The following is a 24,293-nucleotide window of genomic DNA, read 5'->3' on the forward strand; positions in this document are numbered from 1 at the left end:
CTACGCTGAAACCCCACGACGAGGGGAGCATACGTGCCAGAGGGCGATGTTCTGCGCCTCACCGCCGAACGCCTCACCGCGGCGCTGCGCGGCCTGCCGCTCGTCCGTGCGGAGCTGCGCTGGCCCAGTGCAGGGGCCGCGAACCTGACCGGCGCCACCGCGCTCGAGACCGGCGCGTACGGCAAGCACCTGCTGACCCGGCTCGACGACGGGCGCACCCTGCACACGCACCTGCGCATGGAAGGGCTCTGGAAGGTCCACCGCACCGGCTCACGCGATGCCTCTGCCCGGAACCCGGCGATCCGCGCCGTGCTCGCGACGGACGCCTGGACCGCAACCGGCTGGCACCTCGGGATGCTCGATCTCCTGCGCACCCACGACGAGCACAGGATCCTCAGTGGGCTGGGCCCCGACGTGCTGGGCGCCGACTTCCCCACCACCGGGCTGCCCGACGCCGTCGGGCGCCTCGTCCGCGAGCCGGACCGGCCGCTGTGCGTGGCCCTGCTGGATCAGCGCACCGTCGCAGGCATCGGGACCATCTGGATGGCCGAGTCGCTGTTCGCACGGCGCCTGTTCCCGTGGACGCCGGCCGGAGCGCTGACCGACGACGAGTGCCACGACCTGCTGCGCACGGCCCGCCGGCTGATGGAACGCAGCGTGGCCGTAGGACGGGCACGTGGCCTGGCCGCCGTCGAGATGCATGTGCACGGCAGGAGCGGCAGGCCGTGCCACCGGTGCGGCACACCGATCGGGGTCGGCTCCGCCAACGAGAAGCCCTACGAGCGCCCCGTGTTCTGGTGCTCGACCTGCCAGGCACCGACGCCGAGATAGGCCCGGGGACAGCAACAGGGCGGGACCAGGACCGAGATCTCGGTCCTTGCCCCGCCCTGAAGCGGTCTCGCAGCAGCTCTCGTGCCAGCCTGTCGGCTCTTAGCCGACCGGCGCCAGGTCCGACTGCGCGACCTCTCGCCGCGCTGCGGTCCGGTCGCCTCCCCTGGCCAGGAGGCCTGCGACGAAGTCCGCCGGGATCGTGTCCGGAATCTGGAATCCTTCGGCTACCGCCACGCGGTCGCTCACCTCACGCAGGACCAAGGACAGCGGCACGTCGAGCGCCTCGCAGATGGAGCCAAGAAGCTCGGACGACGCCTCCTTCTGCCCTCGCTCCACCTCACTGAGGTACCCCAGCGACACTCGTGCCGCCGACGAAACCTCGCGCAGGGTGCGCCCCTGACGCTGCCGCGTGTCACGCAGCACGTCTCCGATTTCTCGCCGTAGTACGACCATCTCGCGCCCCCTCTCAGTGCCTGTCCCTGAACTCACGCCCTGCCCTGCCTGGACCGGACGCGTCGTGCGTGTGGTGCGCCCCCCGCGTGCGGAGTTCGTTCTACCGTACCCCGCGCTCGAAGAGTTCTTGCGCCGGCTCCGGGTGGTCGGCCTGTTCATGATCACACCGGGACCAACGTCGTGGATCTGAGCCTTGTTCCCGGAGTGCATCCCCGTCAAGCCCTGTGCAAGATTAAGCCAAGAAGTTTCACTTGTCTGTAACTTCTGGAAAGACGGTCGTGGGTGTGTCGCGGTTTTCACCCGTTGCCTCGCTGGCCGGTGCCTCGCTGACGAGCGCCAGCGCCAGCTCGAGGACGCCACGCGCCGCGTCACCGATCACCTGGGACCGGTCACCGTCGAGGTCCAGCCGGTGAACCTCGGACGCCACCGGGGTGCTCACCGCGACGAAGACCACACCGGGAGCCTGGCCGTCCTGCGGGTCCGGCCCCGCGACACCGGTCGTGGCGAGGCCCACATCGGACCCAGTCGCCCTCCGGGCGCCCGCCGCCATCTGGGCGGCGACCGCCTCGTCCACGGCGCCCCGCTCGGCGAGCAGGTCGGCGTCCACGCCGAGCAGCTCCGCCTTCAGGTCGGTGGCATAGGCCACGACACCACCGCGCAGCACGCTCGACGCGCCAGGCACCGAGACGAGGGACGCCGTGACGAGCCCGCCCGTCAGCGACTCGGCCACCCCGATGGTCCACCCCCGCGCGGCCGCCTCGGCCAGGAGGCGGGACGCCGTCATCGGCTGGACGCCCCGGCCCGCGCGTCGCGGCGGATCTTCCAGCCCTGGTACGCGTACTCGAGGCCCGTCACCACCGTCAGCACGAACGCCGCCAGCAGCACGATCCAGGCGATCACCGTGAACCACTCGAAGCCGTCACGGGGCAGCAGGAACATCGAGATCGCGACGGACTGCAGCACCGTCTTGAGCTTCCCGCCACGCGACGCCGGCATCACCTCGTACTTGAGCATGCCCATGCGCATGAACGTGATGCCCAGCTCGCGCACCAGGATCACCACCGGGATCCACCAGGGCAGCTCGCCGAGCGGGATCCAGAGGAGGATCAGGGCAGCGCCGATGAGCAGCTTGTCGGCGATCGGGTCGAGCAGCTTGCCCAGATCGGTGATGAGCCCGCGCGACCGGGCGAGGTAGCCGTCCACCTTGTCCGATACCGCCGCGACCACGAAGATCGCCGTGGCCACGAGCCGCCAGGTGGTGTCGTCACCGCCTTCGACGAGGAGTGCCCAGGCGAAGAACGGGACCATGGCGATGCGAATCATCGTGACGAGGTTCGCAATATTCCAGGGCGACGGAGCGTCGTTGACCATTGCTCCAGCCTATCCGCCTGCCGGGACCCCTCAGCGCAGCGCCTCGGCGTCGTCGTGATAGTCCGTGGCAACGGGTGGCATGTGGCCGTCCGTCCCGTCGGCGTACTGGTCGCCGGTGGCACGGTTCGCGCCGTCGGCGCCACGCTCGGGCTCCGCCTGGTCGAAGACCTGAGGCGGCTGCTCGCCGCGGATGAGCGCCAGCGCCGACGGCAGCTCCTCCGCCAGGACGAGCACGTCGCGCGCCTTGGACCCCTCGGAGGGCCCCACGATCTCGCGCGACTCGAGCAGGTCCATGAGGCGCCCGGCCTTGGCGAAGCCCACACGGAGCTTGCGCTGCAGCATGGACGTGGAACCGAACTGGGTGGTGACGACCAGCTCCGTCGCCTGCAGCAGCAGGTCGAGGTCGTCGCCGATGTCCTCGTCGACCTGCTTCTTCGCGGCGGTCGGTGCGGCGACGTCCTCCCGGTACACGGGCTTGAGCTGGCTCTTGACGTGCTCGACGACCTGGTGCACCTCTGACTCGGTGACCCACGCACCCTGGACCCGCATCGGCTTGGCGGCGCCCATGGGCAGGAACAGCGCATCGCCCTGGCCGATGAGCTTCTCGGCGCCCGGCTGGTCGAGCACCACGCGGGAGTCGGTGACCGACGACGTCGCGAAGGCGAGTCGCGACGGCACGTTCGCCTTGATGAGCCCCGTGACGACGTCGACGGACGGGCGCTGTGTCGCCAGCACGAGGTGGATGCCTGCGGCGCGCGCGAGCTGCGTGATGCGCTGGATCGAGGCCTCGACGTCGCGCGGGGCGACCATCATGAGGTCCGCGAGCTCGTCGACGACCACGAGGAGGTACGGGTAGGGCGCGATCTTGCGCTCGGAGCCCGGCGGCGGCTTGACCTTGCCTGCCCGGACCGCGGTGTTGAAGTCGTCGATGTGCTTGTAGCCGAACATCGCCAGGTCGTCGTACCGCGAGTCCATCTCGCGCACCACCCAGTCGAGGGCCTCTGCGGCCTTCTTCGGGCTGGTGATGATCGGGGTGATCAGGTGCGGGATGCCCTCGTAGATCGTGAGCTCCACGCGCTTGGGGTCGACCAGGATGAGCCGCACCTGTTCCGGCGTGGCACGCATCAGGATCGAGGTGATCATCGAGTTGATGAAGCTCGACTTGCCCGCACCGGTCGCGCCGGCGACGAGGATGTGCGGCATCTTCGCGAGGTTCGCGACGACGTAGCCGCCCTCGACGTCCTTGCCGACGCCCATCACCATGGAGTGCTCGGTGCGGCGTGCCGCGCCCGAGCGGAGCACGTCACCCAGCACGACGGTCTCGCGGTCCGTGTTCGGGATCTCGATACCGATGGCGGACTTGCCAGGGATGGGCGAAAGGATGCGCACGTCCGCGCTCGCCACCGCGTACGCGATGTTGTTGGACAGCGACGTGATGCGCTCGACCTTGGTCTTGGCCCCCACCTCGACCTCGTACCGGGTGACCGTCGGGCCGCGGCTGAAGCCGGTGACCTTCGCGTCGACGCCGAACTGCTCGAACACGCCGGTGAGCGACTCGACCACCCGGTCGTTGGCCGCCGAACGCGCCTTGTGCGGCGGTCCCTGGACCAGCACGTCCTCGTCCGGCAGCAGGTACACCGTGTCGCCGTCGAGCATGGGCTGCACGCCGCGCGGCATGGGCTCGCTGCCCTGCGGCGGCTTGGGCCCGTCGGTCTTGCCACGCTCCCCGTCGGGCCCGAGGACGCCTGGGCCGATCGCGGGAGCGCCCGTCACCTTGACCGCCGACTCGCCGGTCGGGATGCGCTGCGTGGTGAGCCTGCCCGCCTTCGCTGCGCGCTCCGCCGCCTCCACCTCTGCGGCCTTCTCGAAGGCCTCGTCGCCCACGAACCCGGCCAGCCGCTCCTTCTCCGCTGCGATCTCCTGCTTGGTGCGGCGCTTGCGGCGCTTCGTGCCGGTGGCCGCGCCGTCGTGCGCCGAGACGCCCTCGGCCAGCGCGAGCCCGTCCTTGTCCGTGGCCACCGGCTCGCTGTGGTTGCCGGTGAGCCGGTCGTACAGGCCGCGCAGACGTGCCGGGATCCGGTGCACCGGCGTCGCCGTCACGATGAGGACGCCGAAGAATCCGGCCAGGACGTACAGCGGGATCGCGAACCACTGCGTCAGGCCGGTGACCACGGGGGTCGCGAACAGGAACCCGATCACGCCGCCGGCGTCCTGCACCGGGGTGAAGCCCTCTGCGGGCGACGGCAGGTCAGCACTGATGTGCACCAGCGAGCACGTCGCGACCACCAGGAAGCTGAGCCCGATCGCCACCCGTCCGTTCTGCTGGGCGCGCTCGGGATGGCGCATGACGCGGAAGGCGAGCCAGACGAGCAGCACGGGCAGCGCGACGCCCGCCACGCCGAACGTGCCGGCGACCACCGCGTGCACGCCGTCACCGAATGCGCCGTCGATGCCCCACCACTCGCGCGCGGCGACGATCACCGCCACTGCGAGCAGCGCGAAGCCGACGCCGTCGCGCCGGTGGTCCGGTTCCAGTTCCTGCCCTCCCTGCTGCTCTGCCTTCTGCGCGCCCCCGTCAGGCGCGTCCTGCGCCGTCCGCGGCCCGGCGGCGCGGGTGGCGCCGCCCACCGCGTGCGCCATGCCCATCCACAGCCCTCGTAGCGCCCGGACCGGCCACGGCGGGCGGGACGGCCCGGACGCAGCCTTGGCCGCCGGGCGGGCAGCCCCCCGGCGCTGGGTCGATTTCGACGCTGCGGCCTTGGGCCTGGGGCGCTTCGCGCCCTGCCCGGATCCCTTCCCGGAGCTTCGCCGGGCCGACGTGCGGGTCGCCATGATGTCGCCACCGTAACCGGGGACGACGGCCCCACCCAGGACCCCTCGCGGTGTGTCCCGAACCGGGCCGGCGCCCGGTTTGTCGCGCTCTGCGGGCCCGCGCGGGTCCTCCGGCACGGGCCTTGCCCGTGGTTCCACCTCGATTCAGGCCAGGAGGAGGCCTGCCGCCAGCGTCACCACACCTGCGGCCAGGAACACCGCCCCTGCCGGGAGCAGCACCACGGCCCGGTTGGGCGCCGTCCGCCCCTCCCCCATCGCGGAGAAGAAGAATCCCGCCGGCATCAGGATCGCCGCGCACAGCACCCCTGTGGCGGCCAGCCAGTGCGCGAAGCCCGTCAGGCTCGTCGCCTCGGCAAGGAGCACGCAGAGCAGACCGAGGATCACCAGCACGCCCGCGTGCGCATGCCCCGCCCGGTAGAAGCTCTTCTGCAGGTCGGTGGTGATCAGCCTGCCGCCGAAGACCTTGAGCAGGAAGAACCCGCCCGACTCGATACCTACGACGGTCAGCAGCACGACGCCCGCTGTGATGCGGGCAGGATCTGAGAGCTCGAGCACGACGTCCTCCTTGGGTATGGCTATGGGTCGACCGGGTTTCGTAACACTGTTATCAAACATCGTTCGCAAACTCCCGTCAAGACTTCTAGACTCACGCCATGGCTCGACCACGACTGCACGACGACGCGCTGCGCACGCGGCTCCTCGAAGTCACCTCGCAGGTGATCTCGTCCGACGGCGAGAGCGCCGTCACCGTGCGGAAGGTCGCCGCGGCGGCGGGGACCAGCGCCTCGGCCGTCTACGCGCTGTACGGCTCCCGCGAGGCGCTGGTCGAGGCCGTCAGCGACGAGGGGTTCCGGCGCTTCGCCGAGCACCTGGGCGCCGTCGGGCAGAGCGACGACCCCGCAGCAGATCTCCGGGCCCTCGGTGGCGCCTACCGGCGGTTCGCTCTGGCCGACCCGCACTTCTACCGCGTCATGTTCTACCGCGCCGTGTCGCCGGCACCCGGCGCGACGGCCTCCGCGCTCGACCGCCCGACGTTCCGGGTGCTGCACGACGCCGTCGCCCGGACGGTCGGCGACGCACCACCCGAGCACGTGCTGAGCGCCGCCGTCGGGCTCTGGGGCCTGGTGCACGGGCTGGTCTCGCTCGAGCTCGCGGGCCTGCTGCCAGGCGACGAGCACGAACGCGAGGCCGCGTTCGACCGTGGCGCCGGAACCGTTGCGTCGGCGCTGCTGAGCCGCTGACGGCCGGCGGACCGGGCCGCCACCGACCGCGCTATGAGGTCACTCGCCGGCTGTGCGCCACGCCTCCACCTCGGCCAGCCGGCCCGCCACCCGGTCCGGCGCGAGGAAGGACCCGCGGAACGACGCGGCGGCGAGCGCCGCCCGCTGGTCCCTGGTGAGCTCGTAGGCCGCTGTGACGGCGTCGTCGACGTCGTCGAGGTACGCGTTGAAGTACGGCGGGTCGTCGGAGTTGATGCTGACGAGCATGCCCGCCTCGATCATCGCGGGCAGCGGATGCTCGGCCAGGCTCGGGACGGCGCGCAGCCGCACGTTGGACACGGGACACACGGTGAACGGCACCTGCTGCGCCACGACGCGTGCGACCAGGTCCGGGTCCTGGACCACGGAGATACCGTGGTCGATCCGCTCGGCGTGCAGGACGTCGAGCGCGTCCCGGATGTTCGCGGCGGGCCCCTCCTCCCCCGCGTGCGCAGTACGCCGCAGGCCGGCCTGCGCCGCACGCGCGTACACGGCCTCGAACCGGCCCGGCGGGTACCCGGCCTCAGCGCTGTCCAGCCCGATGCCCACGATCGGCGCGGCCATGGCGAGGAGCCGCTCCAGGACGTCGAGCGCGTCCGCGCTGTCCCTGTCGCGGTGGAACGAGGCGATGAGCAGGGTCGAGATGCCGAGCTCGGTCTCGCTGCGCTCCAGGACGCCCGCGATGCCGCCCACGACCACGTCCAGCGGCACCCCTCGCACGAGGTGCGCCTGCGGGTCGAAGCTGATCTCGGCGTGCCGCACACCCGCCCGTGCCACCCGCGTCAGGTAGGCACGGGTCAGGTCGGCGAAGTCCGCCTCGGTGCGCAGCACCGACATGCCCGCCGTGTACAGGTCCAGGAACGACTGCAGGTCCTCGAACTCGTAGGCGGCACGCAGGCTCTCCGGGTCGGGATATGGCAGCACGACGCCGTTGCGGGCCGCCAGCTCGAACGCCAGGTCCGGTTCCAGGGTGCCCTCGAGGTGCACGTGCAGCTCTGCTCGGGGAGGGCGTGCTGCCGGCGGGAGAGGGGCCATCCCTGCATGCTAGGCCCCGTCTCGGACCGGCTCAGGCGAATCCGGCGGCCTTCTCCTGAGCCCTCGTGATCTCGCGGATGATCCGGACCCACCAGCCGAACGCGACGGTCAGCGCGGCCACCGCCACGGACCGGACGATGATCTCCGCATCGGCGGAGGACGAGGCCAGCACCCGCAGGCCCGACAGCAGCCAGAAGGACCACCACAGGCCCAGCGCGACGCGGTGCCCGCCGTTCGGGACCAGGGCACGGCGGACGTCGCGGACCACCCCGTAGGGGACCCAGAGGAAGACGACAGGAACCCACCAGCCGAACCAGGTCCAGACCCGGCCGTGCGTGAACCGCGCCACCGGGTTCGCGGCCTCGGCGAAGCTGCGGCTCGCCTGTAGCCAGACACCGGCCGCGGCGAAGGCGGCCAGCCCGAACAGGAGCGACACGGTGTCGCCGTTGGGGTCGAACCGGAAGCCCAGACCGATCTCGATACCCGCGACGGCCCCGCCCCTGCCACCGGTGACGAGCAGGATCGCCAGCTCGGCGAGCTCGACGAAGAGCAGGCAGCACGCGGCGACGATCGCCCCGACGGCCAGCCCGGCCGGGGGCTCGGGCAGGGGCTTGCGCGGCAGGCGCCGCCGTGCGGGCGGATAGGCCTCGCCTACCGGAACCTGATGCTGTTGCCCGGTGGCGACCGGGGGCCCGCCGGTGGCCACCGCGTACTGACCGGTGTGCTGGTCGGGGTACTGCGGTTCGGCGTACGGGGACTGCGGGTGCGCGGGGCTGCCCAGCTGCTCCGGGTAGGGCGGGCCCTGCTGGCCGGGCTCGGGCCAGGGCGTGGCGCCGTTCTTCTCGTGGGGACTACGCGGATCGGACATCAATGGCCTCCGGTGTGTTCCCGATACCGTACTCACACCGCTATGTCCGGTAGCCACCAATTGTGGGTGAATCCGCGACTCCCGGTCGAGATCCCGTGTCCGGGTGGCACTTTCCTGGGGCCTGTCAGTGTGCGCCACTAGCATTTCGCGCACCATGACGACGCAAGAGACCTCTGCGGAAGCACCGCACACCTTTCAAGTCGACCTCCGTGGGCTGGTCGACCTGCTCTCCCAGCACCTGTACGCCAGCCCGCGCGTCTACGTGCGCGAGCTGCTGCAGAACGGCGTCGACGCCATCACGGCGCGGAGGGCCCTCGACCCCGACGCACCAGGCACGGTACGTATCGACGCGACCGGGTCGACCCTTCGGGTCACCGACTCCGGCATCGGGCTCAGCGAGCCGGAGGTGCACCAGCTCCTCGCCACCATCGGGCGCAGCTCCAAGCGGGACAACCTCGACGAGGCGCGCAAGGAGTTCCTCGGCCAGTTCGGCATCGGCCTGCTGGCCTGCTTCGTGGTGGCCGAGACCATCCGGGTCGTGAGCCGCTCGGCGCGCACGCCCGACGCGCTGCCGGTGGAGTGGGTGGCCCGCGGCGACGGCTCGTACACGGTCCGTACCCTTGCGGCCGCCGAGCACCCCGAGCCGGGCACCACCGTGCACCTGGAGGCCCGTCACGGCAGCGAGCAGTGGTTCGAGGCGGACACGGTGGCCGACCTCGCCGCCGACTTCGGGGCGCTCCTGCCCTACGACGTCCGGGTGGGCGACGAGCCGGTCACCGGCCGGCGGCCGCCGTGGGAGACGGAGCACAGCAGCCCGACGGCCCGGGCCACCGCCCTGTCGGGCTACTGCCAGGACACCTTCGGCTTCGCACCGCTGGACTCGATAGAGCTCGACCTGCCGCTGGTCGGAATCCGGGGCGTCGCGTACGTCCTGCCCGGCGTGGTCAGCCCCGCGCAGCGCGGCGGGCACCGGGTGCACCTCAAGGGGATGCTGCTCACCGACCGCGCCGAGACCCTGCTGCCCGACTGGGCGTTCTTCGTGCGGTGCGTGCTCGACACCGACTCGCTCCGGCCGACGGCCAGCCGCGAGCAGCTCTACGAGGACGAGACGCTCGCCGCGGTGCGGGAGGCGCTCGGCGACCGGGTCCGCGGCTGGCTCGCGCAGCTCGCGACCACCTCGCCGGAGCGCCTGCGGCGCTTCCTCGCCGTGCACCACCTGGGCGTCAAGGCGCTCGCACTCCATGACGACGACGTGCTGCGCACCATGCTGCCGTGGCTGCCCTTCGAGACGTCGGAGGGCGAGCTGACGCTCGACGACCTCGCCCGCCGGCACCGGACGGTGCACTTCACGCGCACGGTCGACGAGTTCCGGCAGGTCTCCGCCATCGCGGCCGCGCAGGGCATGGCCGTCGTCAACGGCGGCTACACCTACGACGCGGCGCTCGTCGAGGCGCTCCCGCTCGCCCGCCCCGGCACGACCGTCGAGGAGCTGGACGCGTCGGTGGTGACGGCGCACCTGGACCACCTGGACCCGGCCTCCGAGCTCTCGCTCGCACCGTTCCTCGCCACCGCCAGGGCACGGCTCGATCCGCTGGACTGCGACGTGGTGGTGCGGGCGTTCCACCCGGCGGCCCTGGCCGCCGTCCATCTGGACGACCGGTCAGCGCGCCACGAGCGCGCCCGCGCCGACGCGGAGGGCGAGGCGGACGACCTCTGGGCAGGCATCCTCGGCGCCCTGCGCGACGAGGCCCCACGGGCCCGGCTCGTGCTCAACCACCTCAATCCGCTGGTGCGCCGGATCGCCGCACTGCCCGACGCCGACCTGGCCGGCGTCGCGACCGAGGCCCTGTACGGACAGTCGCTGCTCCAGGCGCGGCGTCCCCTGCGGCCCGTCGACCAGGCGCTCGTGAACCGTGCGTTCGGCGAGCTGCTGGAGTGGGCCACGCCGACGGCACGCGACGACCAGCCTGACGACTTCCGGGAGACGAACCGATGACCGAGATCACCGACCTGGCGACCCTGCAGGCGGCCGTCCGGGAGAACCGGCAGCGCCCCAACGGGACGTCCCAGGCGGCGGCAGCGGAGAAGATCCTCGACCAGGCGGCACAGCTCGGTCCGCTGGCCGAGGTGACGGCCCTGACCCATCTGGTCAACGCCTACGTGTTCAGCGCCGAGCGACCCAAGGCGCTCGTGCCCTTCGCCCGCGCCCTCCAGCTCTGGGACAAGGACCCGAGCGTGTTCGACCACGCCGGCACGCGTTCGCTGTTCTGGGCCTTCAAGTGGGTGTCCAACGGCATGCTCGACCTGCCGCAGGTGCCACTGAGCGCCATCGAGAGCTGGCTCGCAGAGATGGACCGCCGGTATCGGCTGGCCGGCCACACCGAGCGAGCCGTGCGGATGTCCGAGTTCCACATCGCCGACCACCTGGGCGACACCGTGCGCGCGCAGCGGGCCTTCGACCGCTGGCTCGGCGCCGAACGGGGCGAGATGGCCGACTGCCACGCCTGCGAGACCGCGCACCAGGGTGAGTTCTACGCGGCGTCCGGCGCGGACGGGACGGCGCTGCGGCACTGGGAGCCGGTCCTGTCCGGCCGGCAGACGTGCGCAGAGGAGCCGCACCGCACGCTGGCCCGGTCGCTGCTTCCCCTGGTGCGGCTGGGCCGGTTGGACGAGGCTCGGGTGAACCATCTGCGGGGGTATCCGATGGTCAAGGGCTCGGAGAGCATGATGCCGTCCGTGGCCCGCCACATCGAGTTCTGCGCGCTCACCGGGAACGAGGCGCGCGGGCTCGAGCTCCTGGCCGACACGCCCGCGTACTTCCAGACCGACCGCGAGCCCCTGCCTCGCATGGACCACCTCGCGGTGACCGCGCTGCTCCTGGACCGGCTGGTCGTGCTCGGCCGTGGTGACCTCGTGGTCCCCGGCCCGGCCGGCCGCACGTGGACCGCCGTCGAGCTGGCACACCACGCACGGACGGAGTCGCTCGCGCTGGCCGCCCGGTTCGACGAGCGCAACGGCACACCGGTGGTGAGCGAGCGGCTCCTGGCGCGCCTGGACGCCGAGCCGCTGCTGAACCGGCTGCCCCTCGGGCTGCGAGCGGTGCTGCCGTCGGCCGCAGAGCCCGGTGTCGGGGAGCCGGCCGGCACCGCAGCGGACGTCGTCGGACTCGACCCCTCGGGCGACGACGAGGCGTCCGTGCCGACCGGGGTTGACGCGGCCCTCGAACGGTACGGCCTGGCCCAGGAGGCCGGAGATCTTGCGGGGATGCGGTCGGCGATGGCGGATGCGATCGACCGCGCCGGCGACGCGCCGCCACCCGAGTGGCGCCTGACGGCGCACCTGCAGCTCTCGGAGGTGCTCGCCGCCGACCACGACCTGCCCGCCGCCGTGCACCACGGGCTGGAGGCCGTGGCCTGGGCCGACCTCGTCGACCGCAGCTCCGCAGTCGTGGCAAGGGCCCGGTTGGGCGGCCACCTCATGGCCGGTGGCCGGCTGGACGAGGCGGCGCCCGTGCTGGAGCAGGCGCTGTCCGACCTGGACCCGTCCCCGGATGTGCACGGTGACGGCATGCTGGTCCAGGTCCGCTGGTGGCTCGGTGACTGCGCCATGAGCAGGCGCGAGCCCGCTGAGGCAGCCGCGCAGTGGCTCGCGGCAGCGCAGGTCGCACAGCACTGGCCCGAGCAGGCCGACCACGCGGCGCTGGCCAACCTCGCCGCGGAAGCCCTGGACAAGGCCGGCGAGCTGATGTCGGCACAGCTGGCCTACGAGCGCGCGGCGGACCTGTGGGCCGAGATCGGCGACGCGATGCGCCAGATCCGCGCCACCCGGGCGTGGGCCTGGACGGTCCGGAACCGCGACGCCGCCGAGGCGGGCCGGATCATGACCGGTGCCACCCGGGTGTGCGAGGCCGCGTTGGCCGACGCGACAGATCCGGACGAGCTGGCGGTGCTGCGGATGGAGCTGCCCGAGACGCTCGAGCAGCACGCCCGCGTGATCGCAGAGGAAGACGCCGAGACCAGCCGCTTCGGCGGCCTCTACGACGGCGCCCTGGAAGAGGCCACCGCGCTGGCGAGCCGGGCCGAGTCGCTCCTGCGGGACTCCGACGACATCGCGCGCTGGTGCCGCAGCGCCCTCCTCACCGCCGAGCTGGCGGTCGAGTCGGGCAGCGTGACCCGTGGTCTTGAGCTGGTCGCGGCAGTGGAGACGAAGATCCAGGGCGCCGAGGAGCTCAGCAGCTTCGGGCACCACGCCGGCTGGATCCGCGAGCAGGTCACCGTCTGACCGGGGTTCCGGCCGGACGGTGACCGCGGGTTGGCGGGAGCCGGTGGCGGCGGCCGGCGGCTGCACGGGTCAGCGGCGCGCCACCACCGGGTGGGGCACCTCTCGGTACAGCCGGACGGAGGCGAGCAGCAGCCAGGTGAACCCGACCACCACGGCCACCCAGATCCCGGCCACCCCGGCGGGGCCCAGCGCGGCCCCGCCGACGAAGCCCACGAGGATCACCGCGCCGGCGATACGCGACCACAGCGCCCGGTCGCGCTCGCCGTGCCGGGTGAGCCACCCGCCGAGCAGGAACGCCGCCACCGCGAACGCGATGAACCCGATACCGCCGAACGCGAAGTGCAGCACGCCGGAGACGCTCAGCGTCGTGGCACCGTCCTGCCCCGGTGGGAACCCGGGCATCGGGTCCGGCGGGAAGATCGCGCTCGCCACCATCGCCAGGCCGTAGATGCCGACCGCGATCCCGGCACCGCGGGCGGTCGCCCGGGTCATCCCGACGCCGGCGACGCACACCATCACACCGCTCAAGGCCAGGTTGGTGGTCTGCATCCAGCCGCCGTCGCCCAGCATGAGCGCGCTGAGCGGGTGCCGGGCGAGGTCGAAGCCCTCTCGGGTTAGCGCCAGGACCAGCCCGACGACCAGGTAGAACGGCCCCGCGACCACCCCCCAGCCGAGCATCGACCGCGTCACTGCGGCCGCCGTGTCGAACTCGGTGTCCTGTTCCATCGTGTCCTCCGGACCTGTCACGTCAGCCCGGTGCCGACGTCCTGTCAGATAGACGACGGTCCGCCCGAGAACTGAGCGTTGGCCGCTGGCTGTCCGTCGGGTCCGGCGACGCGCTGCAGCAGGGCGCTGAGCTGCCGCAGCTCGACCGCCGACAGCACAGCCAACGGGGTCTTCTCCAGCGTCGCCCGGACCAGCTCGTCGCGGACCTGCCGGCCCCTGGCGGTCAGCACGAGCACACGGGAGCGGCGGTCGTCCGGGTCGACGGCGCGCTCCACCAGCCCCCGGTCGACGAGCTGGTTGCTGATGAAGGTGAGGTTCGGCGCGTTGCAGTACAGGCGCTCGGCCATCAGCTTCATGGAGGGCGGCGGCTCGTCCGGGTCGATGACCCACAACGCCTGGAACGTCGCCGGCGTCATCTGGTGCTCGGCCAGCGACTGCCCGATCAGGTCGTTCGTCCGCATCCAGATGTCGTGGGTCGCCGCGACCACCGCGGTGAGGTCTGGCGTGGTCATTCCCGCATCCTACCGATAGTTCGAGACTCGAAGTAGTCGTGCTACGTTCTGGGCTCAATACTTCGAGGCTCGAACCAATGGAGGATCTTGTGAGCGACGACTATCGCGGCGTCACCGTGCTCGTCACCGGCGCGTCCAAGGGGCTGGGGCGGGCCTACGCGCTGGAGCTCGCCCGCCGCGGAGCGCGGCTGATCCTGCTGGCCCGCTCGGAACAGGCCTTGCGGGACCTCGCCGCACGGATCCGGGAGCTGCACGGCGGACCGGACGCCGAGGTGATCGTCGGTGACCTCGCGGCGCCCGACGGCCCGGAGCGCATCCTGCGGGAGCTGCGCGACCGCGGCCTGACCGTCGACCTGCTGCTGAACAACGCGGGCGCCGGCAGCGTAGGCCCGTTCCTCGGCCGCCCTCTCGGGCCGCAGCTGAGCACCGTCGGACTCAACGTCAACGGGCTGCTCGCACTGACCCACGCGATCGGGGCCGAGATGGTCGCTCGCGGCTCGGGCGGCATCATCAACGTCTCGTCGACCGCGGCCTTCCAGCCCATGCCGTACCAGGCCAGCTATGCCGCGACCAAGGCGTTCGTGCTCTCGTTCACCGAGTCGTTGGCCGAGGAGCTGCGCGGAACCGGGGTGCACGTCATGGCCGCGCACCCCGGTGCGATCGCCACCGGCTTCTTCGACGGCACCACGGCCACCATCGATGCCCGGGCCGCCGACACGCCGGACAGCGTCGCGGCCCGCACGCTGGACGACTACGCCCGGCGGCGCGCCGTGTCCTACCCGGGCCGGGCGGCGACTCGGGCCATGACCTGGCCCGCACGACTCCTGCCGCGCACCGTCGTCGTGCGGATCGCCGGCGCGCTCAATCGCCGGCTGCGCCTGGACGAGGTGGTCGACGTGGCCTCATGACCCGCGCTCGTCGTGCGCGATCGCGATGCGCTCCGCCTGGTAGCGCGAGACGCCGCGGACGATCCGGATCCACAGCACGAGGGCGACGGCCATGGCGACCGTCGCGAGGAGCTCGACGAAGACCAGCGCTTCCGCAGCCGTCGCCGTCGCCTCCGCCGTCGTACGGCTGCTCATCCGACCGGCGGTGTTCGACAGGGTGACGAAGACGAGCCAGGCGGCCCACCATCCACCGATCCCCGAGACGGGACCGGTCGCCGTTGCCCGGCGGATGTCACGCACTACCTGGTACGGGAACCACAACGAGACGATCGGCACCCACCAGCCCAGCCAGGTCCAGACCTTGCTGCGCTCGTGCACCAGCCCCGGTGTGGCCGCCACGGCGGTGGAGCGGCTGGTGTACAGCCAGAGACAGGTGACGACGTAGGCCGCGACCTGCACCGCGAAGAACAGGACGCCGGCCAGGTCGTAGCCCGTCAGGGCGCTGTCGTACGCGCCGTTCCCGGCGGCGGCCGCATCGCGCAGCGCGTCGGCCGCCGCCGGGGCCAGCGCGAGCTTCAGCACCTGGACCGCTGCCCACACGCACGCCAGCACGACGGCGGCGGTCCCCAGTCCCGCCGCGCTGCGCAGGGGCGGTGGGGAGTACAGCGGCGCTCCGTAGGTATAGCGCACCGGGGCGGGGGCGGCGGGTACTGCCGGCCCCGTGGGCGAGCCGTACCCCGTGGGTGGGGCGAACGGTTCGTGCGTCATCAGGACACCTCTCCAGACGTGGTGAGTCGCGCCCGCTGTGCCGACGTGATCTCGTCGATGAGTCGTAGCCAGACGGCGCCGCAGGCGACGCCGAGCACCGTGCTCCCGGTCACGAACCACCGCACGGCGGTCACCAGCGTGGCGTCCGGTCCGATCGCGGGGGTGACGGCGTCGAGCACCAGGTACGCCGCCACGTCCACCGCGATCCATACGAGCCAGAGCAACCACCAGAGCTGGACCGGCGCCGTCGTCGCGGCAGGGCCGACGGTCGCCCTGCGTATGTCGCGCACCACCTGGTACGGGAACCAGAGGTTGATAACAGGGAACGCCCACGCGAGCCACACCCGCGACGGCCGGTGTGTGTGGCGGGACGACGGCGACAGCACGTCGGCCAGCCGCCTGCTCCGGTACAGCCACCGGCAGCCGACCAGGAAGGCGGCGACCTGGACGGGGAGGTAGAAATAGCCGATCGAGTCGTACGGCGTCACCTCGACCTGCCCCCAGGCGAGCCCGCTCGTGGCCGCGTCCCGCCAGACGTCGGACGCCTGGAAGGCCGCCACGCAGTCGACCAGCAGCAACAGGCACCACGCCACTGCGATGCCCTGCACGACGCGCACCAAGCGGTAGGGTCCGGCGGGTATCGGCGTGGCACCGTCAGGGCTCGGCGCGGAGTCACCCTGTGGCGGCCGAGGGGCAGCGGCTTGCTGCGACATGTGAACCTTCTGGAGGGAGCATCGGGCAGCCGCCAACGCTAGCGACCGATGCCCGATATGCACCCATCGCGGAAGGGTGAACTTCACCGGAGGACGGGGCTGCGTGTCCGACCGGGCCGGCCAGACACATAGCCCCGTTCTCGACGACTCCGGCCGGGCCACGCCGGCCGGACCTGCAGGTCAGGCCTCCACGACCACCGGGACGATCATCGGCTTGCGGCGCAGCCGCGTCGCCACGTAGCGACCGATGGTGCGGCGCATGATCTGCTGCAGCTGGTGCGTGTCGGTCGCCCCGCCGGCGATCGCGTTCTCGAGCGCCGCGGTGACCTCTGGCATGACCTTGTCGAACACCGAGGCGTCCTCTGCCATACCGCGGGCCAGCACCTGCGGCGGTGCGAGCACCTTGCCCGTCGCGGTGTCGATGACCGCGAAGACGGACACGAAGCCCTCCTGGCCGAGGACCACGCGGTCCTTGAGCTCCGCCTCGGTGATCTCGCCGACCGACGCTCCGTCGACGTACACGTACCCGCAGGGCACGGCGCCGACCACTGAGGCCTTGCCGTCGACGAGGTCCACGACCACGCCGTCCTCGGCGAGCACCACACGGTCGGCGGGCACACCGGTCTTGACCGCGAGCGCCGCGTTGGCCACGAGGTGGCGCACCTCGCCGTGCACCGGCATGACGTTCCTGGGCTTGAGGATGTTGTAGCAGTACATGAGCTCGCCGGCCGACGCGTGGCCGGACACGTGGACCTTCGCGTTACCACCGTGCACGACCCGCGCGCCGAGGCGGGTGAGGCCGTTGATGATCCGGAACACGGCGTTCTCGTTGCCCGGGATGAGCGACGAGGCGAGGATCACGGTGTCGCCGAACTCGACCTGCACCTTGTGGTCGCCGTTCGCCATGCGCGACAGTGCCGCCATCGGCTCGCCCTGGGACCCGGTCGACATGTAGACGATCTGGTCGTCGGGCAGCGAGTCGGCCTTCTTGAGGTCGATCAGCACGCCGGGCGGCACGTCGAGGTAGCCGAGGTCTGCGGCGATGCCCATGTTGCGCACCATGGAGCGGCCCACGAGGGCGACGCGGCGGCCGTGGGCGTGCGCGGCGCGCAGCACCTGCTGCACGCGGTGCACGTGCGACGAGAACGACGCGACGATGATCCTCTTGTCCGCGTGGGCGAACACGTCGTCCAGCACCGGGCCGATCTCGGCCTCGGGAGTCACGAAGCCGGGTACCTCCGCGTTGGTGGAGTCCACCATGAAGAGGTCCACGCCCTTCTCGCCGAGGCGGGCGAAGGCGCGCAGGTCGGTGATGCGGCCGTCGAGCGGCAGCTGGTCCATCTTGAAGTCACCGGTGTGCAGCACGGTGCCCGCTGCGGTGGTGACCGCCACGGCGAGCGCGTCCGGGATGGAGTGGTTGACCGCGACGAACTCGCAGTCGAAGACGCCGAGCTTCTCGCTCTGCCCCTCCTTCACCTCGAGGGTGTAGGGCTTGATGCGGTGCTCCTTGAGCTTCGCCTCGATGAACGCGAGCGTCAGGCGCGAGCCGACCAGCGGGATGTCCTTGCGGAGCCGCAGCAGGTACGGCACGGCGCCGATGTGGTCCTCGTGGCCGTGCGTCAGCACGATCGCCTCGATGTCGTCGAGACGGTCCTTGATGTAGTCGAAGTCCGGCAGGATCAGGTCCACGCCGGGCTGGTTGTCCTCGGGGAAGAGGACGCCGCAGTCGATGATGAGCAGCTTGCCGGCATGCTCGAGGACCGCCATGTTGCGTCCCACCTCGCCCAGGCCGCCGAGGGCGACCACGCGCAGGCCGCCCTCGGGCAGCGCAGGGGGCAGGGACAGTTCGGGGTGAGGGTGACTCACTTGGCCTCCAAGGCCTCGTTACTTACAGAGAAAGTTCTTTAACGGGGGGTGACGATCGCCGGGTGCCCGATGACGGCCGAGGCGTCCTCCGGGAGCTCCGGCGGCGACATCGGATGCGCGCTCGCGGGGATCACGCCGCCCGCGATGAGGACGGCGCGCAGGTGGGCCACCTCGTGGTCGGTGGCGGCGACGTTCGGCAGCCGCAGTGTCCGGTGCTCCAGGGCGCCCTGCGCCTGCAGCGCGGCCTTGGCCATCACGGCCTGCGCGCCGGCTCCGTTGAGCGCGTTGATGACCGGCACCGTCGTCCGGAACACCCGCAGCGCGGCGCCGTGGTCCCCGGCGTCCCACAGCCGCACGACCTCGGCGAACCGCTGCCCGACCACGTGCGCGGACACCGACACGATCCCGGCGCCGCCCACGCTCAGGAAGGGCAGGAGCAGTCCGTCGTCGCCGGAGTACCAGGCGAGACCGGTCGCCTCGATGAGCTGTTCCGCCGACCAGACGTCGCCGGTGGCGTCCTTGTTGGCCACGACCAGCGGGTGCTCGGCGATGCGCGCGAACGTCTCGGGCGCGATGCGTACCCCGGACCTGCCGGGGATGTCGTACAGCATGACGGGCAGCTCCGTGGAGTCCGCCACGGCGGCGAAGTGCTGGTACAGCCCTTCCTGCGTGGGCCGGGAGTAGTACGGCGACACGACGAGGAGGCCGTCGGCGCCCGCGTCCGCTGCCTGCGTGGCCATGCGGATCGCGTGCGCTGTGTCGTTGGAGCCGGCACCGGCCAGGATCGCGGCGCGGTCGCCCACCGCCTCGACGACGGCGGCGACGAGCTCCACCTTCTCGGGGGTATGGGTCACCGGGGACTCACCGGTCGTGCCGGACAGGACGAGGCCGTCGTTGCCGTCGTCGATCAGCTTCTTCGCCAGCTTGGCCGCCGCTTTCAGGTCGATGGCGCCGTCCGGCGTCATCGGGGTGACCATCGCGGTCAAGACCGCGCCGAACGGGCGCGCGGAGTCAGCGGGAAGAACCATAGGCATACCGTACCGTTTACCGCCGGTTCACAGGGCTTGTGCTCGCCGACCCGCCGGGCCACCAGACCCGCCTCTCACGCCGCTCCGAGAAGCTCCTCCAGCCGCCCGACGGCGACGCTGAGCCCTTCGTCGGCCAGCCGCAGCACGCCGGGCCGCAGGGCCACCTCGCGCAGGCCTGCCGCGTAGCCCGCGAGCGCCGCCGGGCCGAGGTAGCGGCGGCGGGTCGCCGCGTCCCGGGCGAGCCGGCCCGCCACCAGGTCGTCCGGCGCCTCCAGCAGGACGTGGACGAACCGCGCGCCCGCGGTGCCCGCTGCGTCGGCGAAGCGCGGCACCTGGTCGGTCCGCGCCACGAGCTGCGGCACGACGACGTCGTGCCCGCCCCGCAGGTGCTCGACCGCCATGGCGAGCCCGAGCGCCCGCGCCGGCTCCGCCGTGTCCGGGGCGGCACCGCTGATCAGCGACCGGACCACGTCGATATCGAGGTTCAGTGTGCCGGGGTGCCGTGCCGACCAGGCCGCCGCGAGCGTGGACTTGCCGACGCCCGGCAGCCCGTTGAGCAGGATCAGCCGGGGTCCGAGCGGCCGCTCGGGGCTCGGGGGCGTGGTGCTCGCGCGCTCCTGCCGCCCGGTCATCGTTCGACCAGCACGCCGTCCTCGTCCGCGTACACCGTGGCACCCGGCCGGAACACGACGCCGCCGATCTCCACCGCCTCGTCCACCACGCCTGCGCCCGCCTTCGACGACGTGCGCGGGTTGGTGCCGAGCGCCTTCACGCCGAGCCGCAGGCCGCCGATCGCCGCGGAGTCGCGGATCGCGCCGTGGATGATCGCGCCGGCCCAGCCGTTCTCGACCGCCGCGCCCGCGATGAGGTCGCCCATCAGCGCGCTGCGGAGCGAGCCGCCGCCGTCGACCACCAGGACCGCGCCCTCCCCCGGCGTCTGTGTCAGCGCCTTGACCAGGCCGTTGTCCTCGTGGCACCGCACCGTCCGCACGGGGCCGGAGAACGCACGGACCCCGCCGAAGTCGCGCAGCTGCAGGGTGAGCGAGGCGAGCGCCTCACCGTGCTCGTCGTACAGGTCGGCCGTCGCGGTCATCGTGATCCTCTCGTCCTGACGTGCGCCAGACGATACTCGGTCGCTCCCGGCAGCCCGGCGCAGGTTGCGCGGGCATGGATACTCGGAATATGACGGCGACGACGCTCTTCCCCGCACTCGTGGCGCACCTGCCCACCGGCCTCCTCGTCGGCGGGCACTGGGGCCCCGCCGCGGGTGGCGCCACGTTCGAGGTCACCGACCCTGCGACCGCCGAGCCCATCTTCGACGTCTCCGACGCCGCCCCCTCTGACGCCGTCCGGGCCCTCGACGCCGCGCACGCCGCAGCCCCCGCCTGGCGTGCGGTGCCGCCCCGCGAACGCTCCGACCTGCTGCGCGCGGTCTTCGAGCGGCTCATCGCGCGCGCCGACGACATCGCGGCGCTCATCACCGCAGAGGCAGGCAAGCCGCTCGCCGAGGCACGGGCAGAGGTCGTCTACGGCGCCGAGTTCCTGCGCTGGTTCGCCGAGCAGGCCGTGCGCGCCGACGGCCTGGTGCGCACGGCGCCGTCGGGCACCAACACGCAGTACGTAAGCCGGCGGCCGGTGGGACCAGCCCTGCTGATCACGCCATGGAACTTCCCCATCGCCATGGCGACCCGCAAGATCGCCCCGGCCCTCGCGGCCGGGTGCACCGTGGTGATCAAGCCGGCCGAGCTCACTCCCATGACCACCCTCCTGGTCGCGGAGATCATCCGCTCGGAGGCGGAGGCGCGCGGTCTGCCGACCGGCATCGTCAACGTGGTCCCGACCACGCAGGCCGGCCCCGTCACCGAGCCACTGTTCGAGGACCCCCGGCTGCGCAAGGTCTCGTTCACCGGCTCTACCCGGGTGGGTCAGCTCCTCCTGGCCCAGGCCTCGAAGAACGTGCTTCGCAGCTCGATGGAGCTGGGCGGCAACGCACCGTTCGTCGTGTTCGAGGATGCCGACGTCGACGCAGCCGTCCAGGGCGCGCTGATCGCCAAGCTGCGCAACTCCGGCCAGTCCTGCGTGGCCGCCAACCGCTTCCTCGTGCACGACGCCGTCGCGCACACCTTCGCGGAGAAGCTCGCAGCGGCCATGGGCGCCAAGGTGACCGGACCGGGCACCCAGCCGGGCGCGGAGGTGGGACCCCTCATCAACGAGTCGGCGGTGGAGAAGGTGACGGGGCTGGTGGACGACGCCGTCGCCCAGGGCGCCCAGGTCCTCACCGGTGGCGGCCGGCTCGACCGCCCTGGCCACTTCTTCGAGCCGACCGTGCTCACCGGGATCAGCGCCGACGCGCGGATCGTGACCGAGGAGATCTTCGGCCCGGTCGCCCCGATCGTCGCCTTCGGGTCCGACGACGAGGCCTACGAGCTCGCCAACGGCACCCCGTTCGGCCTGGCGGCCTACGCGTACACGACGTCGCTGGACCGTGCCCGCCGCGCCATGGACGAGATCGAGGCCGGGATGATCGGCATCAACCGCGGGCTGGTGTCCGACGCGAGCGCCCCGTTCGGCGGGGTCAAGGCGTCCGGTTTGGGCCGCGAGGGCGGCGAGGCGGGCATGGAGGAGTACCAGGAGACGGTGTACGTGGCGATGTAGCGTCCGGACCGCGGGCACCGCACCGGGCCGGCCCCCCGACGACGTAGCCTCACGACGTGAACGTCCTCCCCCGCAACCCGGCGGCGCGCGCCGCCGTCCGCCAGGGTGTGAGCGTCTCGGTGGCGACCGGCCTGTACGGCATCTCGTTCGGCGCGCTGTCGGTGGCCGCAGGTGTCGGCCTCGGCCCGACCATGGCCCTGAGCCTGCTCATGTTCTCCGGCGGGTCGCAGTTCGCGCTCGTCGGCGTGATCGGCGCGGCGGGCACCCCCGTCGCCGCCGTCGCCACCGCCGCCCTGCTCGGCCTGCGCAACACCCTGTACGGCGCGGTGGTCTCGCCGCTGCTCCAGGTGCGCGGCTGGCGCCGCCTCGCCGCCGCCCACCTCACCATCGACGAGTCGACGGCGGTCGCCGCCGCCCAGCCCGAGCCCGCCGCGTCCCGGATCGGGTTCTGGGTCACGGGCATCGGCGTCTTCGTGCTCTGGAACGCGTTCGTGCTCCTGGGCGCGCTCGCCGGCGACGCACTCGGCGACCCGCGGGCCTGGGGGCTCGACGCCGCAGCGGCCGCCGCGTTCCTCGCGCTCGTGTGGCCGCGGCTCGCCCCGCGCCGCGCCCAGCTCGTCGCAGGGCTCGCCGTCGTCGCCACGGCCGCCCTGATCCCCTTCGTGCCGCCCGGCATCCCGGTGCTCGCGGCGGCCGCTGTGGCAGTCGTCGTCGGGCTGGTCACGCCGACCGCGAACCCGGACACCGTTGTCGAGCCCGAGAAGGAGTCCGTCCCGTGACCACCACAGCGATCTGGATCACCGTGCTCGTCGCGTCGCTGGCCTGCTACGCCCTCAAGCTCGGCGGGCACCTGATCCCCCGCACCTGGCTCGCGTCCGAACGCGTCGCACGGATCACCACTCTCGTGACCGTGGCGCTCCTCGTCTCCCTCGTAGTCGTCCAGGGCTTCGCGGACGGCCGCACGCTCACCGTGGACGCCCGCGTCCCCGCGCTCGCGGTCGCCGCGCTGGCGCTCGCCCTGCGTGCGCCGTTCATCCTCGTGGTGGTGCTCGCCGCAGGCACGGCGGCCGGCCTGCGCGCGCTCGGCTGGGGCTGACGCCGGCCGGCCCCACGGGAGCTATGGTGACCGGGTGGCCCTGTTTCGTGAGACTGCCGACGTGTCCGTCCGTCCCGCCGTCGCCGGTGACGAGAACGCCGTGACCGAGGTGCAGGTGGCCGCCTGGCGCGCCACCGGAGTCCTGGGCGAGGGGGTGATCGCCGCACTCGACGTCCCGGCCATGCGTGCGCGGTGGTCGTCGGCGATCAGCTCGCCGCCCGGTCCGGGCTTCGCGGTCTTCGTGGCGCTCGACGGGCCGGACGTCGTCGGGTTCGCCGCCGTCTCCCCCGGCCAGGTGCTGTCGCTCGAGGTGCTGCCCGAGTCGCAGCGCGCCGGCCACGGATCCCGCCTGCTGGCGGCCGCCGTCGACCGCCTCCGCTCGGACGGTTCCGAGACCGTGACCACCTGGTCGCTCGTGGACGACAAGGCACGCGCCGCCTTCCTGGAGTCCAGCGGGCTGGGCGAGGACGGCCGTAGCCGCACGCTCGCGACGGGCGTCCGCGAGGTCGTCGAGCACCGCTGGTCCGCCGAGATCTGACGCCGGCCCGCCGTCACCCCGGCCCTGCGTGCGCAGAGCGAACCCCAGGTTTCACGCCCGCGTGACAGTCCCGTGACACGGCCTTGCGACCATCAGCAGCATGGGAATCCGCACGGAGTACTTCGCCGCACCTACCGATGAGGTGGCGGCGACGGCGCTCCACACGTCCGGCGGGCCGGCCGAACCCGACCAGAGCACCGGCCTGCCGCCCTTCGACGCGGTGGCGGTGCCGTCGATGGACCCGTTCGTCACGCTCGGCGGGCTGGCGGGCGTGCTGTCCGGGCGACCGTACGGTGAGGTCACGGCGCACCCACGGCACGGGGCGCTCGTCGGCAGCGGAGGCGACGAGGGCCCGTGGATCGTGACGGTCTCGCAGGCCCTCGCCGACGACCTCGCGTCCGCCGGTCCCGCCCGCCTGGCCGAAGCGGCCCGCGTGTGGTCCACCCGGGCGACGCCGCACGTCCCCCGGCAGCGCCTCGCCGCGCTGCTGCCGCTCGCGGCCCTCGCCGCACGCGCGGCCGACCTCGGCCACGGACTGTACTGCTGGACGAGTCTCACCGACTGACGTGTTCTC

The 24,293-nt window shown here is 72.3% G+C and carries 25 protein-coding genes; 10 read left to right on the forward strand and 15 right to left on the reverse strand.

Going from position 1 to position 24,293, the window contains the following annotated elements; genetic code table 11:
- Positions 1–33: 33 nt before the first annotated feature.
- Entirely contained in the window at positions 34–831 is a 798-nt protein-coding gene (locus ACFS27_RS21375; RefSeq protein ID WP_377187167.1) for a DNA-formamidopyrimidine glycosylase family protein, read from the forward strand.
- Between the two features lie 99 nt (positions 832–930).
- On the opposite strand, the gene ACFS27_RS21380 is transcribed toward ACFS27_RS21375, so the two are convergent.
- The 5 genes from ACFS27_RS21380 to ACFS27_RS21400 all read right to left on the reverse strand — a co-directional run bounded on the left by ACFS27_RS21380 (position 931) and on the right by ACFS27_RS21400 (position 6,042).
- Positions 931–1,284, reverse strand: a complete 354-nt coding sequence (locus ACFS27_RS21380; protein ID WP_116674556.1) for a helix-turn-helix domain-containing protein — start codon at positions 1,282–1,284, stop codon at positions 931–933.
- A gap of 247 nt (positions 1,285–1,531) precedes the next feature.
- Entirely contained in the window at positions 1,532–2,068 is a 537-nt protein-coding gene (locus ACFS27_RS21385; protein WP_377187170.1) for a CinA family protein, read from the reverse strand.
- Complete coding sequence (gene pgsA / locus ACFS27_RS21390; protein ID WP_377187173.1) at positions 2,065–2,655, reverse strand: CDP-diacylglycerol--glycerol-3-phosphate 3-phosphatidyltransferase; 591 nt, start codon at positions 2,653–2,655, stop codon at positions 2,065–2,067. The genes ACFS27_RS21385 and pgsA overlap by 4 nt, the downstream gene beginning before the upstream one ends.
- A gap of 30 nt (positions 2,656–2,685) precedes the next feature.
- Positions 2,686–5,487 (reverse strand): FtsK/SpoIIIE family DNA translocase, encoded by a 2,802-nt coding sequence (locus ACFS27_RS21395; RefSeq protein WP_377187176.1) that lies wholly within the window; start codon positions 5,485–5,487, stop codon positions 2,686–2,688.
- Positions 5,488–5,631: 144 nt separating this feature from the next.
- Complete coding sequence (locus ACFS27_RS21400) at positions 5,632–6,042, reverse strand: hypothetical protein (protein WP_377187179.1); 411 nt, start codon at positions 6,040–6,042, stop codon at positions 5,632–5,634.
- A gap of 98 nt (positions 6,043–6,140) precedes the next feature.
- Between ACFS27_RS21400 and ACFS27_RS21405 the strand changes: the two genes are divergently transcribed.
- On the forward strand, positions 6,141–6,728 hold the full coding sequence (locus ACFS27_RS21405; RefSeq protein ID WP_377187182.1) for a TetR/AcrR family transcriptional regulator: 588 nt from the start codon (positions 6,141–6,143) through the stop codon (positions 6,726–6,728).
- A 39-nt stretch (positions 6,729–6,767) separates the two neighbouring features.
- Here ACFS27_RS21405 and add read toward each other — a convergent pair whose 3' ends face one another.
- Both add and ACFS27_RS21415 read right to left on the reverse strand, forming a co-directional pair.
- Positions 6,768–7,781 carry an adenosine deaminase gene (gene add, locus ACFS27_RS21410; RefSeq protein ID WP_377187185.1) on the reverse strand — a complete coding sequence of 338 codons (1,014 nt, stop codon included), beginning with the start codon at positions 7,779–7,781 and terminating at the stop codon, positions 6,768–6,770.
- A gap of 31 nt (positions 7,782–7,812) precedes the next feature.
- Positions 7,813–8,649, reverse strand: a complete 837-nt coding sequence (locus ACFS27_RS21415; protein ID WP_377187188.1) for a DUF4328 domain-containing protein — start codon at positions 8,647–8,649, stop codon at positions 7,813–7,815.
- A 154-nt stretch (positions 8,650–8,803) separates the two neighbouring features.
- Here ACFS27_RS21415 and ACFS27_RS21420 point away from each other — a divergent pair, with 154 nt between their 5' ends.
- Together ACFS27_RS21420 and ACFS27_RS21425 are read left to right on the forward strand one after the other, a co-directional pair.
- Positions 8,804–10,645, forward strand: coding sequence for an HSP90 family protein (locus ACFS27_RS21420; protein WP_377187191.1), 1,842 nt, complete (start codon positions 8,804–8,806; stop codon positions 10,643–10,645).
- Positions 10,642–12,930 carry a hypothetical protein gene (locus ACFS27_RS21425; RefSeq protein ID WP_377187194.1) on the forward strand — a complete coding sequence of 763 codons (2,289 nt, stop codon included), beginning with the start codon at positions 10,642–10,644 and terminating at the stop codon, positions 12,928–12,930. The genes ACFS27_RS21420 and ACFS27_RS21425 overlap by 4 nt, the downstream gene beginning before the upstream one ends.
- Positions 12,931–12,999: 69 nt before the next feature.
- On the opposite strand, the gene ACFS27_RS21430 is transcribed toward ACFS27_RS21425, so the two are convergent.
- Together ACFS27_RS21430 and ACFS27_RS21435 are read right to left on the reverse strand one after the other, a co-directional pair.
- Positions 13,000–13,656 carry a DUF998 domain-containing protein gene (locus tag ACFS27_RS21430; protein WP_377187197.1) on the reverse strand — a complete coding sequence of 219 codons (657 nt, stop codon included), beginning with the start codon at positions 13,654–13,656 and terminating at the stop codon, positions 13,000–13,002.
- A gap of 44 nt (positions 13,657–13,700) precedes the next feature.
- Positions 13,701–14,168, reverse strand: coding sequence for a MarR family winged helix-turn-helix transcriptional regulator (locus tag ACFS27_RS21435; protein WP_377187200.1), 468 nt, complete (start codon positions 14,166–14,168; stop codon positions 13,701–13,703).
- A gap of 89 nt (positions 14,169–14,257) precedes the next feature.
- Between ACFS27_RS21435 and ACFS27_RS21440 the strand changes: the two genes are divergently transcribed.
- Positions 14,258–15,076 (forward strand): SDR family NAD(P)-dependent oxidoreductase, encoded by an 819-nt coding sequence (locus tag ACFS27_RS21440; protein WP_377187203.1) that lies wholly within the window; start codon positions 14,258–14,260, stop codon positions 15,074–15,076.
- Here ACFS27_RS21440 and ACFS27_RS21445 read toward each other — a convergent pair.
- The 6 genes from ACFS27_RS21445 to rraA form a co-directional block, all read right to left on the reverse strand.
- Entirely contained in the window at positions 15,071–15,823 is a 753-nt protein-coding gene (locus ACFS27_RS21445) for a DUF4328 domain-containing protein (RefSeq protein WP_377187206.1), read from the reverse strand. The genes ACFS27_RS21440 and ACFS27_RS21445 overlap by 6 nt on opposite strands.
- Positions 15,823–16,431, reverse strand: a complete 609-nt coding sequence (locus ACFS27_RS21450; RefSeq protein ID WP_377187208.1) for a DUF4328 domain-containing protein — start codon at positions 16,429–16,431, stop codon at positions 15,823–15,825. Before ACFS27_RS21450 ends, ACFS27_RS21445 begins: the two co-directional genes overlap by 1 nt.
- Before the next feature lie 285 nt (positions 16,432–16,716).
- Positions 16,717–18,402 (reverse strand): ribonuclease J, encoded by a 1,686-nt coding sequence (locus tag ACFS27_RS21455; RefSeq protein ID WP_377187211.1) that lies wholly within the window; start codon positions 18,400–18,402, stop codon positions 16,717–16,719.
- A 38-nt stretch (positions 18,403–18,440) separates the two neighbouring features.
- A complete protein-coding gene (gene dapA / locus ACFS27_RS21460) occupies positions 18,441–19,430 on the reverse strand; it encodes a 4-hydroxy-tetrahydrodipicolinate synthase (RefSeq protein WP_377187214.1) in 990 nt (329 codons plus the stop codon).
- A 74-nt stretch (positions 19,431–19,504) separates the two neighbouring features.
- Positions 19,505–20,062 (reverse strand): AAA family ATPase, encoded by a 558-nt coding sequence (locus ACFS27_RS21465; RefSeq protein WP_377187217.1) that lies wholly within the window; start codon positions 20,060–20,062, stop codon positions 19,505–19,507.
- Positions 20,059–20,523: a ribonuclease E activity regulator RraA gene (gene rraA, locus ACFS27_RS21470; RefSeq protein WP_377187220.1), complete on the reverse strand. Its 465-nt coding sequence runs from the start codon at positions 20,521–20,523 to the stop codon at positions 20,059–20,061. The genes ACFS27_RS21465 and rraA overlap by 4 nt, the downstream gene beginning before the upstream one ends.
- An 89-nt stretch (positions 20,524–20,612) precedes the next feature.
- Here rraA and ACFS27_RS21475 point away from each other — a divergent pair, with 89 nt between their 5' ends.
- The 5 genes from ACFS27_RS21475 (at position 20,613) to ACFS27_RS21495 (ending at position 24,284) form a co-directional block, all read left to right on the forward strand.
- A complete protein-coding gene (locus ACFS27_RS21475) occupies positions 20,613–22,085 on the forward strand; it encodes an NAD-dependent succinate-semialdehyde dehydrogenase (RefSeq protein ID WP_377187223.1) in 1,473 nt (490 codons plus the stop codon).
- Positions 22,086–22,141: 56 nt separating this feature from the next.
- On the forward strand, positions 22,142–22,864 hold the full coding sequence (locus tag ACFS27_RS21480) for an AzlC family ABC transporter permease (protein WP_377187226.1): 723 nt from the start codon (positions 22,142–22,144) through the stop codon (positions 22,862–22,864).
- Entirely contained in the window at positions 22,861–23,181 is a 321-nt protein-coding gene (locus tag ACFS27_RS21485) for an AzlD domain-containing protein (protein WP_377187229.1), read from the forward strand. Before ACFS27_RS21480 ends, ACFS27_RS21485 begins: the two co-directional genes overlap by 4 nt.
- A gap of 34 nt (positions 23,182–23,215) precedes the next feature.
- Positions 23,216–23,719: a GNAT family N-acetyltransferase gene (locus tag ACFS27_RS21490; RefSeq protein WP_377187232.1), complete on the forward strand. Its 504-nt coding sequence runs from the start codon at positions 23,216–23,218 to the stop codon at positions 23,717–23,719.
- 100 nt (positions 23,720–23,819) lie between these two features.
- Positions 23,820–24,284 carry a hypothetical protein gene (locus ACFS27_RS21495; RefSeq protein WP_377187235.1) on the forward strand — a complete coding sequence of 155 codons (465 nt, stop codon included), beginning with the start codon at positions 23,820–23,822 and terminating at the stop codon, positions 24,282–24,284.
- Positions 24,285–24,293: the final 9 nt, after the last annotated feature.

Source organism: Promicromonospora vindobonensis (assembly GCF_042685865.1).
Classification (GTDB): Bacteria; Actinomycetota; Actinomycetes; order Actinomycetales; family Cellulomonadaceae; genus Promicromonospora; species Promicromonospora vindobonensis.

Excerpts from the sequence above, each read along its gene's own strand:
- add (WP_377187185.1), bottom strand. The coding sequence starts at position 7,781 with ATGGCCCCTCTCCCGCCGGCAGCACGCCCTCCCCGAGCAGAGCTGCAC.
- ACFS27_RS21385 (WP_377187170.1), bottom strand. The coding sequence starts at position 2,068 with ATGACGGCGTCCCGCCTCCTGGCCGAGGCGGCCGCGCGGGGGTGGACC.
- ACFS27_RS21380 (WP_116674556.1), bottom strand. The coding sequence starts at position 1,284 with ATGGTCGTACTACGGCGAGAAATCGGAGACGTGCTGCGTGACACGCGG.
- ACFS27_RS21415 (WP_377187188.1), bottom strand. The coding sequence starts at position 8,649 with ATGTCCGATCCGCGTAGTCCCCACGAGAAGAACGGCGCCACGCCCTGG.
- pgsA (WP_377187173.1), bottom strand. The coding sequence starts at position 2,655 with ATGGTCAACGACGCTCCGTCGCCCTGGAATATTGCGAACCTCGTCACG.
- ACFS27_RS21435 (WP_377187200.1), bottom strand. The coding sequence starts at position 14,168 with ATGACCACGCCAGACCTCACCGCGGTGGTCGCGGCGACCCACGACATC.
- rraA (WP_377187220.1), bottom strand. The coding sequence starts at position 20,523 with ATGACCGCGACGGCCGACCTGTACGACGAGCACGGTGAGGCGCTCGCC.
- ACFS27_RS21430 (WP_377187197.1), bottom strand. The coding sequence starts at position 13,656 with ATGGAACAGGACACCGAGTTCGACACGGCGGCCGCAGTGACGCGGTCG.
- dapA (WP_377187214.1), bottom strand. The coding sequence starts at position 19,430 with ATGGTTCTTCCCGCTGACTCCGCGCGCCCGTTCGGCGCGGTCTTGACC.
- ACFS27_RS21465 (WP_377187217.1), bottom strand. The coding sequence starts at position 20,062 with ATGACCGGGCGGCAGGAGCGCGCGAGCACCACGCCCCCGAGCCCCGAG.
- ACFS27_RS21405 (WP_377187182.1), top strand. The coding sequence starts at position 6,141 with ATGGCTCGACCACGACTGCACGACGACGCGCTGCGCACGCGGCTCCTC.
- ACFS27_RS21395 (WP_377187176.1), bottom strand. The coding sequence starts at position 5,487 with ATGGCGACCCGCACGTCGGCCCGGCGAAGCTCCGGGAAGGGATCCGGG.
- ACFS27_RS21425 (WP_377187194.1), top strand. The coding sequence starts at position 10,642 with ATGACCGAGATCACCGACCTGGCGACCCTGCAGGCGGCCGTCCGGGAG.
- ACFS27_RS21495 (WP_377187235.1), top strand. The coding sequence starts at position 23,820 with ATGGGAATCCGCACGGAGTACTTCGCCGCACCTACCGATGAGGTGGCG.
- ACFS27_RS21475 (WP_377187223.1), top strand. The coding sequence starts at position 20,613 with ATGACGGCGACGACGCTCTTCCCCGCACTCGTGGCGCACCTGCCCACC.
- ACFS27_RS21445 (WP_377187206.1), bottom strand. The coding sequence starts at position 15,823 with ATGACGCACGAACCGTTCGCCCCACCCACGGGGTACGGCTCGCCCACG.
- ACFS27_RS21420 (WP_377187191.1), top strand. The coding sequence starts at position 8,804 with ATGACGACGCAAGAGACCTCTGCGGAAGCACCGCACACCTTTCAAGTC.